The organism is Candidatus Nitrososphaera sp. 86-2, assembly GCF_056726185.1.
In genome coordinates this window covers 170315-185309 of the sequence record NZ_JBWZON010000001.1, presented here as the reverse complement: position 1 = coordinate 185309, position 14995 = coordinate 170315, and the positions used below count along the sequence as shown (strand labels likewise).

Below are 14995 nucleotides of genomic sequence, written 5' to 3'. Positions count from 1 at the left end.
TTTAAGAATAGGTCGTCCTGCCAGATAACTGCTTGGCAAACAACCTCGGCATACTCATCTCCGGCAGGGGGAGCAACATGGACGCTATCTTGGCCGCGGCAAAGGCAGGCAGGATACCGGGCGCCAAGCCGAAAATCGTAATTTCAAACAAGCCCGACGCCGCAGGGCTAAAGATGGCGTCAGAAAAATACGGTGTGCCCACGAAGGTGATCCCGGCAGAAGGTCTGAAAGGCTGGGACTATGACAGAAAGCTGGTCGCCGCCCTCGAAGACGCAGGCGTCACACCGGAGGACGGCCTCGTGTGCCTGGCCGGCTTTATGCGCATAATCAGCTCTGAGTTTATCATGCACTTTGAAATGCGGATACTGAACATCCACCCTGCGCTCCTCCCGTCGTTTCCCGGCCTGCACGCGCAGAAACAGGCAATTGACTATGGAGTCAAGGTGTCGGGGTGCACCGTGCATTTCGTGGACGCCGGTGTCGATTCTGGCCCCGTGATACTGCAGAGGACGGTGCCGGTAATGGAAGGCGACACGGAAGAGACGCTGAGTGCAAGGATACTGGAGCAGGAGCACCAGGCGTACCCGGAGGCAGTCAGGCTGTTTACAGAAGGACGCCTAAAGGTTGAGGGCCGCAAGGTCCGCGTTCTATAACTTGCTGTCGTTTTTCCTGACCGTTATTATCGCGCCTGCCAGAGCCGCGCCTATCACTGAAAACCCAAGGTACGGGCTTGAGGGGCCAAACGCGTCTGACGACAGGCCGACCCCAATGGGCCCCACGGTCCAGCCGGCGCCAAAGAGTGCCTCGTAGATGCCCAGTTTCGTCCCCATCTTTTCCACCGGCGCGTTTTTGGTCACGAAGTTGAACGTGACAGGATAAAAGATGCTTGTTGCAATGCCGGCAAGCACGAGCGCTGCTGCAAACGACCACACCGATGCAAAAGCAAACGAGATGGCCATGCCGGCGGCCATGACTGCGACGGCTGCCGCAAGCGCGGCCCTGCCTCTGCCGGCTATGCGATGCACGAACGGCAGGGTTGCAAACCTTGCTATTCCAAACACAAAGAACAAGAGCTCGATGTTCTGGTCGGTTATTGACGCGGCCTTCATGTACGCGGGGTAAATCGCTATCAGGACGCCAAACGTGACGGCGTAATAGAGCACGACCGCGCTTACCGCCGGCATCGATGTCACCTCGCTCTTTAGGTCGGCGAGGCTGAGGAGCTTGTGCTTCTCGGTCCGTGCGGGCCGGCCGTGCCTCATCAGGAGAAACGCCGGAACGAGTGCAAGCGAGATTGCCAGGGAGGACAGCTCGAACAGCACGCGGTAGTCGAAATGGTCGAGTACCACCTTCCCGACAAGCGGCCCCGTCATAAAGCCGCCCACCCACGCGGCGGTAAAGAGTGCTATCCACTTGACCCTCTTTTCCGCTGGTGCGGTAGTCGATATTATCGCCTCGGCAGACGGCCAGAAAAACGCATGGGCGACGCCGGAAAGCCCCCGGAACGCAGTCGCGCTGGCAACGGAGTCGACCTCTGACAGCATGAATATCGCAAAGACGTTTAGCGATATGCCCAAGATTAGCATGTACGCCTTGTTGGTTCTGTCAAGCAGCATGCCTCCAAACAGAGGCACTACCATGTACGGCAAATAGTTGGCAAGGCCGATGATCCCCACCTCGGAAAAGTTGGCGTCAAGCTCCTCTTTGGCAAACACCGGCACGATTGGCGAGTGCATCCCGTACGAGATGCCCACGATTGCGGCGCAGACCGCGGCAAGGATGACTGCCTTCATTTGTAGGCGGCCACCATGACGGCGCCTTCCAGCATCCCCTTGTCAAAGACTACCTTTGAGAATTTCTCGGCAAGCATGGCTTCTAATTCAGAATTCTTGGGCCAGCGCAGGAACGTCCCGTACAGAGTCGTGAATTTCAGCCCAGGCTTGCCGGCGGCAATGTATGCAAAAATCCCCAAGAAGTGCTTCAGGTAGGTAGCCACCATCCAGCGCTTGAACGCGCCGTCGGGCTTGCCGAGGTCGACGATTATCAGCCTGCCTCCCGGCGCAAGCACGCGATGCATCTCGGCTATCGCTCTTCTCAGGTCGATTGCGTCGCGCAGCGAATAGCCGCACAGGACCGCGTCAAATATGTTGTCCTGAAACGGCATGTGCTCAAATATCCCCGACGAAAGCGCGGGGTGGGCGCCGGCAAAAAAGGTGCTCGTGTTTGCAAGCATCTCTGGCAGCGGGTCGTACATTACCACTCTTGCGTCTCCGCCTGCCTCCGCAAGCGCGACGCGTGACATGTTGCCAAAGCCAGAGCCGGCGTCAAGCACGAGGTTTCCCGGCATTACCCTACCCTTTATCGCATGTTTTCTGTATTCTTCGTCCTTGCCAAGCGAAATGACGCGGTTGACCTTGTCGTACACCGGGACTATGGAGCGTAGCACTTCAATGACTTCAGGCCAGTACTGGCTCCCAAGCCCCGACAAATCAAGGCAGAAATGCCAGTGCTCATTATTGTATATAGCGGAAGGCAATTTAGCCCGGAGGGACAAGACGCAGGCGTGGCGAACAACTATCGCTGCCCGAAATGCAGCTCGCCCCATTCCGTGGGCGCAGACAGGATATTTGACGGGCGGCTGATGTTCCGGTGCACAAGGTGCAAGGTCTGCGCGATCGTACAGCAGTCGTCTGCGAGCACTGACGAGTCGTACTTGGAGTTCCTTGACAAGTGCGAGGACGGAGGAGCTGCGACGGCTGACGACCTTCGGCTCTTGATGGAGCAGGAAAGGATAATCAGGTCGAAAAAGGAGGTGGACGCGATGCTTGCAGGGAATGGAAAAGACCCTCTCTTGGAAGAGGTGCTGCGCTCCGACCGCGATTATGTCGTCGATTTCCGGTCGCTTGAGGAGCCACCGCCAGAATACGGCAGCGATATCAATGACCTGCCGGTCGACGAGGGAATAATTGGCGTCCTGAAGGCAAAGGGCATTGAAAAATTATACAAGTTCCAAGAGGAGGCTGTGAAAAAGATATTGCAGGGAAGCGACGTCGTCATCACGGCGCCGACAGCGTCCGGCAAGACGGAGGCATTCTGCATACCGATTCTGCAAAAGATAGCGGAAGAGGTCTCGCGCTTTGGGTCGCTGCGCGCCGGCGACGGACAGGGGAAGATAATGGCAATTTTCGTGTACCCGACAAAGGCCCTTGCCCGCGACCAGATGCCCAAGATAACAGAGCTTGCCGAGCCGCTTGGCGTGCGCGCGGCGGTCCTTGACGGCGACACGCCAGAGACAGAGCGCGCAAGGGTCCTCGAATCACCGCCGGACATCATAGTCACCAACTTTGACGTCATACACTACCACATGATGCACAAGACGAGGTTCTCCCGGGCTTTGAGGAGTGCAAAGTTCCTTGTGGTCGACGAGGCGCACGTCTACACCGGCGTCTTTGGGGCAAACGTGCACCACATAATTGCAAGGCTAGAGCGTCTTGCAGGAGGCGGCAGGATGCAGGTGGCCGCGGCGTCTGCGACGCTTCCAAACGCGGCCGACTTTTGCAAGGCGCTCTTTGGCAGGGAGATGCAGGTGATAAAGGGAAGGGGCAGGCGCGGCAGGGTCAACCTCGCAATAATATTCCCGTCGCTTCGGTCGCACCGCTCCCTTGCACTTGATATTGTAAAGGAAGCTGCAAAGGGAAAGCACAGGACGATTGCGTTTTCAAACTCGCACCTCGGCTCGGAACTTTTGGCTTTTTACGCGGCAAGGCAGGGCGTGTCGATAAGAGTGCACAGGGCCGGCCTGACTGCGTCTGCGAGGGCAGGCGTGGAAGAGATGTTCAAGTCCGGCAAGCTGTCCGCGATATCTGCGACTCCGACTCTGGAGCTGGGCATCGACATCGGCGCAGTCGACGCCATCGTCTCAAACATCGTCCCGGTCAACCGGCTTGTGCAGAGGATAGGCAGGGCCGCGCGCAGGGGCCAGCAGGGGTACGCGTTTTTGGCACTTGGCAACGACCCGATAAGCCAGTACTACAAGTCGCACCCCGACGACTATTTGTCCGACCAGGAATTTGCGTACACCGACCCGGAGAACCCGTTTGTCAAGGAATTTCAGATACTGGCGATGGCCTGCGACAGGCCGATATCGATGGCCGAGTCGAAAGGAGCGTGGGACACCGTGCAAAAGCTTGTTTCAAGGGGACTCTTGAGCCTCGAAAAGGAGCGCTTTGTGCCCGATTTCAAAAAGGCGATGGAAGTGCTGAACAACTACAGCATACGCGGCATCGGAAGCAGGGTGGACATCAAGCTCGCTGGAAAATTAGTCGGCGATAGATCATTGCCACAGGCACTTGAAGAGCTGCACCAGGACGCCATCTATTTCCTTGCAGGGAGGCGCTATCGCGTAAAGGCATATCACCGCGACAGGCAGCCGTACGCCGAGCTTGAAGCGATACCGCACGACTATCCCTACTATACCAAGGCCCTCACCGACGAGTGGCCGTCGATACTGCAGGTGCACGAGCGAAAGAAGGTGTTTGGAATCGAAGTCGCGTACTGCTCGCTAAAAATACAAAAGAGGGTGCTCGGCTACGCCAACGTCGAGATAGGGCAGGAAGTCACCCAGGGCAAGACAAAAGTGATGTTCGACCAGCCTCTAGAGTTCGAGTTTACGACCAAGGGTTTCGTGTTCCGTGCGCCAAGGCCGGAAGAGACAATGTCAAAGGCGGAAGACGAGGAGTACGTGGAGATGAGCGCGTTCCACGCCTCAGAGCACGTCATAATAGAGGGAAGCGCCATGATTACGGGAGGCGCATCGCAGGACCTAGGCGGAATCTCACTCGGCTCGTCCGGGCTGGTATTCGTGTACGACGGAAGCATTGGCGGAAACGGCGCAAGCAAAGTGCTGTATGACCGGCTGGACAAGGCGCTTGGAAGGGCGCTTCGCATACTGTCCGAGTGCCCGTGCACGAGCGAGAGTGGCTGTCCCCGGTGCACCTACTCGTACAGGTGCGGCAACAACAACGAATACCTGCACAAAAAGGCGGCAATTGAGGTCATGAACCGCGCAGTGGAGGGCGAGGCGACTGCGATAGGCGAGGAAATACAGGGCGACCGTGCCCTAGTCTAGGTAAACATTTAAGAATAGAAGAGCGCGTTTCATCAATAAATTACATGGAAGAGGTTGCCGCTGCACCACAGCCTCCGCAGGCGCGCGTAAGGTGGAGTTCGCTTGTCCACAGGGGCGTCGCCTTCCCGCCCGAGCACCAGCCAAGGGGCATCACCATCTCGATAAGGGGAGAAAAGGTCGCGCTCAACACGGACCAGGAGGAGCTGGTGTACGCGTGGGCGAAAAAGAAGGACACCCACTACGTGCAGGACCCAGTGTTCCAGTCCAACTTTTTGCTCGACTTGAAGCCGTTGCTTCCTGAAAAATTCAGAAAGGCGGACCTGAAAATTTCCGATTTTGACTTTTCGCAGGCGTACAGGCTTGCTGACGAGGAGAAGGTCATCAAAGAGCGCGAAATAGAACGCATAAAGAACCTGCCGAGGGAGGAAAAGAAAAAGATGGCAGAGGCAAAAAAGGCAGAGCGCGAGCGACTAAAGGCATTGTACGGCAAGGCAATAGTCGACGGGCAGGAAGTCGACATTGCCAACTGGCTTGTCGAGCCTCCGGGCCTGTTCATGGGCAGAGGTCAGCACCCGCTGCGCGGCCGCTGGAAGCCAAGAGTCAGGCCGCAGGATGTTACACTAAACCTTGGAAAGGACGCGCCGGTGCCAGAGGGCCAGTGGAAGGAAATAGTCCACGACCAAACGTCCACGTGGCTTGCGACCTGGATGGAGAACCTGACGGAAAAGCGCAAGTACGTCTGGCTCCACGATTCGTCAGAGCTGCGGCAGGGCAATGATAAAGCCAAGTACGACAAGGCGCTGAAACTGGCGCAGCAGCTGTGCAAGGTCGAAAAGGAGATAATGCGCAAGATGAAGGGCTCTAACGACAAGGCCGCCACAGCGGCGTACCTCATCTTCAAGCTTGCGATGAGAGTCGGGGACGAAAAGGACCCCGACGAGGCCGACACTGTGGGCGCAAGCACGCTTCGCGTCGAGCACATAAAGTTCCCACAACAAAATGGCAAACAATACATCGAGTTCAACTTTCTCGGCAAGGACAGCGTGCCATGGCAAAAGACGCTGGAGGTCAACTCGGAGGACACGCGGGCGCTGTACGACAACCTGCGCAACTTTATGAAAAACAAGAAACCTGACCAACAGATATTTGACGACATCAACTCGCGCAAGGTAAACGCGTTCTTCCAGACGGTGATGCCCGGCCTCACTGCCAAGGTGTTCAGGACGTGCATCGCCACAAAGGTGGTGCAGCAGGCGCTCGTCAACCCGCCCATAAAGGTTGACAAAGACTCGCAGGAATCAGACAAGGTGTACGTTGCAAAGTCTGCAAACCTGAAAGCGGCTATAGAGTGCAACCACAAAAAGGGAGTCGACCCCAAGAACCCTGCTGCCAAAAAGGCCGCGGAAAAGTTCGAGGAAGCAGTAGCCAAGAAAAAGGAGGCCATAGCCGAGCTTGAAAAGCAGGTGGCGGCAGGAAACTGGAAGACTGAGGTCCAGGAAAAGCGCCTGAAAGAGCGCCTTTCTAAACTAAAGATGCAGCTAAAGCTGCAGCAAGAGACTCGCGACTACAACCTTGGGACTTCGTTGCGCAACTACATCGACCCCCGCGTCATGAAGGCGTGGCTCAACTACGTCGAGCTTGACTGGACCAAAGTGTACACCGCGACTTTGCAGCGCAAGTTCAAGTGGGTAGAAAGTTTCAAGGAAAAGAATTTCGCAAGGTTCTACCCCTGAGCGGCGGTCAGAAGACTTATATCGTTACGACATGCTTTTTTAAGCCGGACAATTGTTATAATGAGAGATTCTTGTCCTTGGAGACCATCTACAGGATTTTCCATTCCGAGGATATTTGCGATCTTGACGATCGCGGCCGTCCTTGCTAGCGCAAGCACGGGCGTGGCCGGCGCGCAGGCGCCCCGGGTCTACACTCCCGACTCGCTGTTCATGGCCCTGTTTCCAAACGGCGACGCGCTGGTTGAATACGACATACTGCTGGCAAACACGACAACAACAACCACCGCTGCCGCTAGCAAGGTGGTGCCGGTCAAGCTCTTTGGCACAAACATTAGCGAGCTCATCGTCACCGACCTCGACGACAAGACCCTGCCGTTCAAGATGGTGACGCCCGGCCAGATAGAGATAACGGCCGGAAACGCGACAGGTGCCAGGATAAGCTACCTGACGCCGGACCTAGTCAACAAGGCGGGCAGGACCTGGACATTCAGCCTTGAAGCGCCCATCGAGGTGGCAATAAAGATGCCCGCAGACAGCATCCCCACCGATTATGGCGGCAACGTGCCTGTGATAAGCCAGATAGGCAGCCAGTCCCTGCTCACCTTCAAGTCTGGAACCGTCCACTTTAGCTATCTCGTCGGCACCCTTGGGACGGAAGATCAGGCAGACCTCACGATAAAGTTTGCCGACGCGGCAATCAAGCAGGCGGAGGCAGGCTACCAAGGCATACAGCTTCCAGAGGAGAAATCCCTCCTTGCAAACGCGACGGCGGCAAAGAACGCCGGCAGGTTCTCAGACGCCATCAGGCTGGCGACGCAGGCAAGCGACCAGGTTCCGGTCGTGATAACTGACTATACTGGGGCGCAGTCAGAGATCTCGCGCGCAAGCTCGCAGATAACGCAGGCGTCAAGCCAAGGGCGCGACGTTTCTCGCGCGTCGTCGCTCCTTGAGCAGGCCAGGTCCGAGTTTTCGCAGGGCAAGTATTCGCAGGCAAGGTCTACCACCGCCCAGGCCGTCGCAGCTATAAACAACACGATGCAGCAGTCTCCGACAGCGTTGTTTGCGATAATAGGAGGAGTAGCGGCGGCAGGGGGCGGCGCCGGCGCATACTTTTTCCTCTTCAAGAAAAGGAGGACGAGCAAGGCGCCTGCAGCCACTATGATGCGCGATCCGGAACCTAACGGCTCTGGCGCGCAGCCCGTGCTGGAACCGCAGCAACATGAGGAAGAACAGCAAGAGCTAGATGAAGAAGGAGATGATGCGGCATCAGTGGCGTCATCGTCATCATCATCATCAAGCGCGTCGCCGGTCGAATCTGCAAGAGCGCTTGCGGGGATACCCGAGTCGCAGATGGACACCGGCCTTCTTGGCAGAATAGTCGCAAGGATAATCGAGGAAAAGCCCCACCTGAGGCCCGAAGACCGTGACGTGCTTGGCTTTCTTGCCGAAAAAGAGGGCGCGGCGTTTGAGAGCGAGGTGCGCACAAGGTTCAGCCTGCCCAAGACGACCGTGTGGAGGCTTGTAAAGAGGCTAGAGCGAGAGGAGCTTGTTGAGATAAGGAAGGCAGGCGGCCAGAACCTCATAAAGCTCAGGTTCGAGGGGCGGCAAGCATAGTAACAGTAGTAGGAACTATCACGTTTTTCAAAAAATTTCCACGCCACGCTTAAATAAAACATGGCAGACAACTACCTATGAGTTCCGGCCCCGACATCACGTCACTACTTTCCCTGCCGATAGAGAATTTTATCAACATGAACGTGGCCATAATGGAAGGCGACAGGTATGTCGACCAGGCCCTTGAAAAGATGAAGGAAAAGGGCGTGAGAAGCGTCCTTGTATCCCACCAGGGCGAAGTCGTCGGCATCGTGAGCAAAACGGACATTCTGTTCAAGGTAATGTCGCAGGGCAGAAATCCCGGCAAGGTGAAACTGCGCGAGATAATGACAAGCCCGGTGCTTGCGGTCGGACCGCATAGCACGGTGCAAGAGACGCTTGCCATGATGGACAAGCACGTCGTAAGGCAGCTTATCGTCACGTCGCAATCGGCGGTACTTGGCATGGTGTACCGTGACGACATTTTCGAGCGCATACACCTGTCGACGATGTCGACTGCGGACACAGCGCTAAAGGGGACGCCGGTGTGCATCATAAACCCAAAGGCGATTGCGTACATCAAGGACCTGAGCGCCGCGGCAGTCGTATGCCCCTACTGCGAGTTGCCCTTTGACTCTAAAGAAGCATTGTCAAAGCACATCGACAGGCTGCATACGGGCTCGGGCGTGCTGGAAGGCGATGTCCGTCGCACGTTTGAATAGTTAATATAAGCAGGGCGGAAATATCCCAAATCGCAGTACGCTTGCTGAGCGCGCGTGCCGGGGTAGCTCAGCTTGGTTAGAGCGTACGACTCATAATCGTAAGGTCGCGGGCTCAAATCCCGCCTCCGGCACTACTTTTCTTACAAAGGGTTTATGATATTTTTGAACTGAAAAATGGATAATTTAACATTAAAGATTATGGCGCTTTTTCTAATGTTATAATGTCGGGATCAGCAAGGGCGAACGAACATTTTAGGCATACAATACAGAGGCAAGATACTTTTTGATTAAACGCTTTAACTTTTGACAGGTTTTGGCAGTAAAATATGGCTCGGACTAGCTCGCCTCTTGCTGTTGTTTTCTTGTATTAGATAATGACTTTGCAGCCAATCGCGTGTACACTGGATTTCCCTCGGCTTTCCCGATCTCTATAGAGAGAGAATTGTCAGTTGATTCTATCTTTACAGGATACCCTACGTTGTTAATCAATCTCTCGATGTAGGTCTTTGAGAAGGTGCCCCAATGTTGCCCGACATCGTGCTGCAAGATCAGCTTTATTCCGCCGTTATCTGTATTCTTGCTAAATTCTCTCAATACAAAGCCGGACCTCTTGACCCTGTTCTTGGTGATGGAAAGTACTGCATCCAAGTCTACTTTTCCGCACATTATGAGGAGCTCATCTTCAAAGCTATCTGCTGCCTTGATTGCTATTTCCTTTAGTCGCTCCTCAGGCACATAGTCGAAAAGATCCTTCAGGACTGATTTCTGCATGGGAGCAAATCCCACTTTTGGCGCAATAAACTCCCATTCCAGATAAGAGTCCAGAATCCTATTCACTAATGTGTTCAACGACATGCCTTCTTCGTCTGCCAATTTTCTTAATTTGTTAATGTTATCATCATCGACGCGAAAAGTGATGCTCGAATTATTTACCATGGCTAAAGTCAAGAAATTATCTATCGACATCACATATATAGGGTAGAGTATTAAAAGTACAGAATATTCTTCCTAAATGGTTTTTGTGGCATATAAAAGCCCAGAAAATGCAGAAAAATGCAAAATCCATTCTCCTGCATAGGCATTCAGCGAAGATTATAGTGTTCTAAATGAAAATTGATTGATGAGAAAGGATTTGTAAAATGCTGCAAGATAATCCGTTGGGGCTTATGTACAAGTGAAAAAAGTACCAGAAATGGAGTTGAGCCGCATTTGGCAGGGTCGCGGGCTCAAATCGCGCCTCCAGCACATTTTTGCAAGGATTATATACGGTCCACAAAAAGTAGTCAGCCAGTGCCGTCGTAGCTCAGCCCGGGAGAGCACTCCGCTGAAGACGGAGCCGTCGTGAGCTCAAATCTCACCGACGGCACTCTACTTCTTTGTAACTTGCTTGACAAGCTTGGCCACGTTGTCTATTATCTTGCCTGACGCGGCAAGGTGGTTCTCGGCCTTGAATATCGCGGCAATTTCTTTTCTTGAAAGGTGCTTGCCGATGCTCTCGTCTTTAGATACTGCATCTAGGAACTGCTCGCCGGACTCTAGCGCAGAAAACGCCACGCGCTGGATGTCCCGGTAGGCGTCAAAGCGCGCGACACCCTTTTTCACGAGCGCCTCAAGGACGAACTCGGCATAGATTTGTCCTTTGGTCATGTCGAGGTTTGCAACCACGCGCTCTTTGTTCACCTTCAGCTCTGCCACCACCCTTGCCATCGCATTCAGCATCTCGTCAAGCAAGATGGCGGCCATCGGTAGCGTAAAGCGCTCGTTGGCCGAGTTTGACAGGTCGCGCTCGTGCCAGAGCGGTATGTTGTCCATCGATACGGAAACTAGCGACTTTAGCATCCTTGCAAGCGAGGACACGCGCTCGCTCTTTATAGGGTTGCGCTTTACCGGGACAGCGCTTGAACCCATCTGGCCCTTTTTGAAGGGCTCGGCCACTTCAGCGATTTCCGTGCGCTGCAGGTTGCGCACCTCTACGGCGACCTTGTCGAGTGTCGACCCGATGAGGGCCATCAAAAACTGCATCTCTGAATAGCGCTCCCTTGGTATGACCTGCGTCGCAGCGTCAACCGGCCAGAGGCCGAGGTCACCGGCGACCAGTTTTTCCACCTCAAGGGCCCGCTCGCCCATCAATGATCCGGTGCCTACGACGCCCCGGGTCTTGCATAGGAGAAAGCGCTTCTTGCCCTCCTCGATGCGCTCCACATGGCGCGCCATCTCTGACGCCCACACTGCAAACTTTAGTCCAAAAGATATGATGCTTGCGTGCTGACCGTGCGTGCGGCCCACCGCCGGCACGTCTCGGAATTCGACTGCCCTGTCCGCAAGCGACTGCGCGAGTTTTGCCACCTTCTCCTCGATTATCGAAAACGCGTCCCGCATCTGCATACACGTGCAGGTGTCGACTACATCGTTGCTTGTCAACCCATAGTGCACCCACGGCTTGGCGCCTGATGGCACCTGCTCGCTTATTGCCTCAACCATTGCAGCCGTGTCGTGCTCGCTCTTGGCCTCAAGTTCAGCGACGCGTGCTAGCGTGATTTTGCCGGATTTTGCGGCGCTGCCTATCTCTTTTGCCGCATCCTCTGGCACCATCTTTATTCTCGCCTGCACCCTCGCTACTGCGGCCTCAAAGTCCAATTGATACTGGAGGCGCTGCTCGTCGCTGAAAATCGCGCGCATCTCCTTGCTACCGTAGCGTCCCGAGTCTATGGGCAGTATTGGCACGGAAGAGGGGCATGCGGCGCTGAAAATAAATCTTGCACCAGGGCTTGAGACGTGGCTATAATCCATTAATACTCACCAGCACCTTAACAGAGTGGAAATGCCGGTAGCAATGATCATGTCGTGGGAAGGAGTAAAGAAGGAAGACTACGAGGCTCTCAGGAAAACGGTCAACTGGGAAGGAAACGTACCCAAGGGCGCGATGTTTCACGTCGCCGCTTTTGACAGCAAGGGCATAAGGGTCACGGACATATGGGAAAGCGAGCAGGATTTTCAAAAATTCGTTGACGGCAGGTTGATGCCGGAGGTAAAAAAGACGGGCATCAAGAGCGAGCCAAAGGTAGAGATCCTGCCGGCGCACGCAGTGTTTGCACCAGCATACAAGCGTGCATAGAAGCGCTTATAATAACTCCGGCGCCAATTTTGTAGCAAATTGATAGAGATTGCTACAAGGGCCGGCCTCAAGGTGCGAAAGATAGGCGACAGAGAGTTCAGGATCGACGCCGACTCTTCGCGTGGCATGAAGGTGCCGGTCAGCATTTACGCTAACGATTCTCTGGTTTCCAAGATGGTGACCGACAGGACCATCGATCAGGCTGCAAACGTCGCAACGCTTCCGGGCGTGAGAAAGCACGTCGTGGTGTTGCCGGACGGACACGAGGGCTATGGTTTCCCGGTGGGAGGAGTCGCCGCGACCGACGTCGAGGAAGGCGTGATAAGCCCCGGAGGCGTGGGATATGACATCAACTGCGGCGTGAGGCTCTTGCGCACGAACCTCACGGAAAGCGACGTGAGGCCGCGCCTCAAGGACCTCGTAAACGACCTGTTCAAGTCCATTCCCTCCGGCGTTGGAAGCGAGGGCGCCGTGAGGCTGACAAAATCAGAACTGGACGAGCTCTTGGTCGAAGGAGTCGGATGGGCGGTGAGGCACGGCTATGGCACGAACCACGACGCAGAGGTCTGCGAGGAGTCCGGCACGATGAAGGGCGCCGATCCCGGCAGTGTATCGGACACGGCAAGAAAGAGGGGCGCGCCGCAGCTCGGCTCGCTTGGCTCGGGCAACCATTTTCTGGAACTTCAAAAGGTTGACAGGATTTTCGACGAGCGGGCCGCAAAAGCCATGGGCATCGAGAAAGAGGGCCAGCTGACGGTGCTGGTGCACTGTGGCTCCAGGGGATTTGGCCACCAGATATGCACCGACTATTTGCGTGTGTCAGAGTCTGCATTACGCAAGTACAACATCATGCTACCGGACAGAGAGCTTGCGTGCGTGCCAAACAACTCTAAGGAGGGCGAAGGCTACAGAAAGGCCATGTTCTCTGCACTCAACTTTGCATGGGCCAACCGGCAGATGATAACCCACTGGACGAGAAAGACGTTCGAGCGCTTTTTCGGCATGTCTGAGGACGGGCTAAAAATGGACCTCGTGTACGACGTGTCACACAACATTGCAAAGGTAGAGCGCCACAAAATTGACGGCGAGGGGACCCGCGAAGTAGTAGTGCACCGCAAGGGCGCCACGAGGGCGTTTCCCTCCGGCATGGAGCAGGTGCCGGGCAAGTACCGCGGCCTTGGGCAGCCGGTGATAATACCGGGCTCGATGGGCACTGCAAGCTGGATATTGCTTGGCGGCAGAAACTCGCTTGACCTCAGCTTTGGCTCGACTGCGCACGGCGCCGGCAGGACCATGTCGAGGTCTGCCGCAAAGCGCAGCTACACGCCCGAAGGCGTCCGTGGAAATCTAGAGTCAAAGGGCATATACCTGAAAGCGCTGACGAAGGACGGCATGGTAGAGGAGACGCCAGAGGCGTACAAGGACGTGGACGCAGTCGCAGACGTGTCCGACTCGCTTGGCATCGCCACAAAGGTGGTCAGGCTCGTCCCCATAGGGGTGATAAAGGGTTGAGCGAGGGCAACGGCGACGACCCGGACATCGAGATCATAAAGGCGCGCAAAATGAAGGAGATGCGCGAAAAAGCGGCGGCGCTTGAAAAGGCGAAAAAGAGCGAGCCGGCGGCGCCGGCAGAAAAGAAAACGAAGACGCCAAGAGAGATAGTCGCTGCATACCTGTACGACAGGGGCGACGAAGTGCTCAATGCAGCATACGCGCAGTTCCCGGCGCAGACTGCGGCCATTGTCACCAAGATATCAGAACTGATACTTGCCGGCGAGCTCCAGTCCAGGATTTCTGGAGGAGAACTGCTGTCTTTGTTCAGGTCGGTCGGCCTGCGGATCAGGATAGACACTTCAATCAAGGTGGAAAAGGACGGCAAGCTCATATCGTTCTCGGACAAGTTGAAACAGGACAATGAGCAGTAGTAACAATAATCCACTCGGCACGTTCATACTTGACTTTCAGACTACCACTTTTGAGCCTGACTCTCTGATAGCGACCGACGTGCTTTCAGAGCTGCAGACGTGCTGCGAGCTGGAAAACCAATATGCCATCGACCCGCCGCTAGAGCGCGCCGGCTGGTCGTTTGCCAAGATTTTCATTTCTGGGCAGTTTGTCGAAAAGATCCGCGACAGCCACGGCTACGAGATAGAGAGGTCAAAGGGCAGGAAATTTGACGACCGGTTCGTCGCGTGGCTTGCAAGCGAGTTGAAAAAACGTGGCTGCGGGGCGAACATAAAACTCGCCCCGGAAATGAAAGAGCTCTAGACTCTGCGTCCCCTTCTTCCGCCAGGCTTTCTTGTCGTGTCGTGCGGGATTGGAGTCACGTCGTCAATCCTGCCAATGCGAAATCCAGCCCTTGCAAGCGCCCTGATTGCCGCCTGCGCTCCCGGACCGGGAATTCTCGGGCCGACGCCGCCGACCGCCCTCACGCGGATGTGCAGCGCGTTAATGCCCTTGCCCTTGGCCACTTCAGCGGCCGCGACAGCGGACTTCATGGCTGCATAGGGCGACGACTCGTACCTGTCGGCAGTGACGTGGCGACCGCCAGAGCTGAATGAAATCGTCTCGCTGCCGCTCAGGTCGGTGATATGCACAAGAGTGTTATTGTAACTGCTAAAGATGTGGGCTACTCCCCACCTAGTCTGCGTAACTTCGTCTTGCTCAGACATACTGGTAGATAGTTTCGTCTTTTTAGAGGGTT

The 14995-nt window shown here is 55.4% G+C and carries 14 protein-coding genes and 2 tRNA genes; 11 read left to right on the top strand and 5 right to left on the bottom strand.

Annotated elements, in window-relative coordinates; all coding sequences use genetic code 11:
• Positions 1–32: 32 nt before the first annotated feature.
• Complete coding sequence (gene purN / locus ACYOR7_RS01180) at positions 33–653, top strand: phosphoribosylglycinamide formyltransferase (protein WP_479912888.1); 621 nt, start codon at positions 33–35, stop codon at positions 651–653.
• On the opposite strand, the gene ACYOR7_RS01175 is transcribed toward purN, so the two are convergent.
• Positions 648–1793: an MFS transporter gene (locus tag ACYOR7_RS01175; RefSeq protein WP_479912887.1), complete on the bottom strand. Its 1146-nt coding sequence runs from the start codon at positions 1791–1793 to the stop codon at positions 648–650. The two genes, purN and ACYOR7_RS01175, sit on opposite strands and share 6 nt — an antisense overlap.
• On the bottom strand, positions 1790–2488 hold the full coding sequence (locus ACYOR7_RS01170) for a class I SAM-dependent methyltransferase (RefSeq protein ID WP_479912886.1): 699 nt from the start codon (positions 2486–2488) through the stop codon (positions 1790–1792). The genes ACYOR7_RS01175 and ACYOR7_RS01170 overlap by 4 nt, the downstream gene beginning before the upstream one ends.
• Before the next feature lie 75 nt (positions 2489–2563).
• Here ACYOR7_RS01170 and ACYOR7_RS01165 point away from each other — a divergent pair, with 75 nt between their 5' ends.
• The 5 genes from ACYOR7_RS01165 to ACYOR7_RS01145 all read left to right on the top strand — a co-directional run bounded on the left by ACYOR7_RS01165 (position 2564) and on the right by ACYOR7_RS01145 (position 9307).
• On the top strand, positions 2564–5128 hold the full coding sequence (locus ACYOR7_RS01165) for a DEAD/DEAH box helicase (protein WP_479912885.1): 2565 nt from the start codon (positions 2564–2566) through the stop codon (positions 5126–5128).
• A 44-nt stretch (positions 5129–5172) separates the two neighbouring features.
• A complete protein-coding gene (locus ACYOR7_RS01160; RefSeq protein ID WP_479912884.1) occupies positions 5173–6861 on the top strand; it encodes a DNA topoisomerase I in 1689 nt (562 codons plus the stop codon).
• 123 nt (positions 6862–6984) lie between these two features.
• A complete protein-coding gene (locus tag ACYOR7_RS01155; protein WP_479912883.1) occupies positions 6985–8475 on the top strand; it encodes a helix-turn-helix transcriptional regulator in 1491 nt (496 codons plus the stop codon).
• Between the two features lie 77 nt (positions 8476–8552).
• A complete protein-coding gene (locus tag ACYOR7_RS01150; protein WP_294804994.1) occupies positions 8553–9176 on the top strand; it encodes a CBS domain-containing protein in 624 nt (207 codons plus the stop codon).
• A gap of 56 nt (positions 9177–9232) precedes the next feature.
• Positions 9233–9307: transfer RNA gene (locus ACYOR7_RS01145), tRNA-Met, on the top strand.
• Between the two features lie 205 nt (positions 9308–9512).
• On the opposite strand, the gene ACYOR7_RS01140 is transcribed toward ACYOR7_RS01145, so the two are convergent.
• Entirely contained in the window at positions 9513–10112 is a 600-nt protein-coding gene (locus ACYOR7_RS01140) for a hypothetical protein (protein WP_479912882.1), read from the bottom strand.
• A 356-nt stretch (positions 10113–10468) separates the two neighbouring features.
• Here ACYOR7_RS01140 and ACYOR7_RS01135 point away from each other — a divergent pair.
• Positions 10469–10542: transfer RNA gene (locus ACYOR7_RS01135), tRNA-Phe, on the top strand.
• A gap of 2 nt (positions 10543–10544) precedes the next feature.
• Here ACYOR7_RS01135 and purB read toward each other — a convergent pair.
• A complete protein-coding gene (gene purB, locus ACYOR7_RS01130) occupies positions 10545–11900 on the bottom strand; it encodes an adenylosuccinate lyase (protein WP_479912881.1) in 1356 nt (451 codons plus the stop codon).
• A 97-nt stretch (positions 11901–11997) separates the two neighbouring features.
• On the opposite strand from purB, the gene ACYOR7_RS01125 reads away from it, so the two are divergent.
• Genes ACYOR7_RS01125 through ACYOR7_RS01110 form a run of 4 tightly spaced genes read left to right on the top strand, consistent with a single transcriptional unit; the run spans position 11998 to position 14559 of the window.
• The gene (locus ACYOR7_RS01125; RefSeq protein ID WP_294804988.1) at positions 11998–12291 is read left to right on the top strand and encodes a hypothetical protein; all 294 of its coding nucleotides are present in this window, start codon (positions 11998–12000) and stop codon (positions 12289–12291) included.
• A gap of 39 nt (positions 12292–12330) precedes the next feature.
• Positions 12331–13803 (top strand): RtcB family protein, encoded by a 1473-nt coding sequence (locus ACYOR7_RS01120; protein WP_479912880.1) that lies wholly within the window; start codon positions 12331–12333, stop codon positions 13801–13803.
• Positions 13800–14216 carry a DNA-binding protein gene (locus ACYOR7_RS01115; protein WP_294804984.1) on the top strand — a complete coding sequence of 139 codons (417 nt, stop codon included), beginning with the start codon at positions 13800–13802 and terminating at the stop codon, positions 14214–14216. Before ACYOR7_RS01120 ends, ACYOR7_RS01115 begins: the two co-directional genes overlap by 4 nt.
• Positions 14206–14559, top strand: a complete 354-nt coding sequence (locus tag ACYOR7_RS01110; RefSeq protein ID WP_479912879.1) for a hypothetical protein — start codon at positions 14206–14208, stop codon at positions 14557–14559. The genes ACYOR7_RS01115 and ACYOR7_RS01110 overlap by 11 nt, the downstream gene beginning before the upstream one ends.
• Here ACYOR7_RS01110 and ACYOR7_RS01105 read toward each other — a convergent pair.
• On the bottom strand, positions 14556–14963 hold the full coding sequence (locus ACYOR7_RS01105; RefSeq protein ID WP_075054699.1) for a 30S ribosomal protein S11: 408 nt from the start codon (positions 14961–14963) through the stop codon (positions 14556–14558). The two genes, ACYOR7_RS01110 and ACYOR7_RS01105, sit on opposite strands and share 4 nt — an antisense overlap.
• Positions 14964–14995: the final 32 nt, after the last annotated feature.

Bases quoted from the DNA above. Each gene is read 5' to 3' on its own strand.
- ACYOR7_RS01110 (WP_479912879.1), top strand. From the start codon at position 14,206: ATGAGCAGTAGTAACAATAATCCACTCGGCACGTTCATACTTGACTTT.
- ACYOR7_RS01150 (WP_294804994.1), top strand. From the start codon at position 8,553: ATGAGTTCCGGCCCCGACATCACGTCACTACTTTCCCTGCCGATAGAG.
- ACYOR7_RS01140 (WP_479912882.1), bottom strand. From the start codon at position 10,112: ATGGTAAATAATTCGAGCATCACTTTTCGCGTCGATGATGATAACATT.
- ACYOR7_RS01105 (WP_075054699.1), bottom strand. From the start codon at position 14,963: ATGTCTGAGCAAGACGAAGTTACGCAGACTAGGTGGGGAGTAGCCCAC.
- ACYOR7_RS01125 (WP_294804988.1), top strand. From the start codon at position 11,998: ATGCCGGTAGCAATGATCATGTCGTGGGAAGGAGTAAAGAAGGAAGAC.
- ACYOR7_RS01160 (WP_479912884.1), top strand. From the start codon at position 5,173: ATGGAAGAGGTTGCCGCTGCACCACAGCCTCCGCAGGCGCGCGTAAGG.
- ACYOR7_RS01175 (WP_479912887.1), bottom strand. From the start codon at position 1,793: ATGAAGGCAGTCATCCTTGCCGCGGTCTGCGCCGCAATCGTGGGCATC.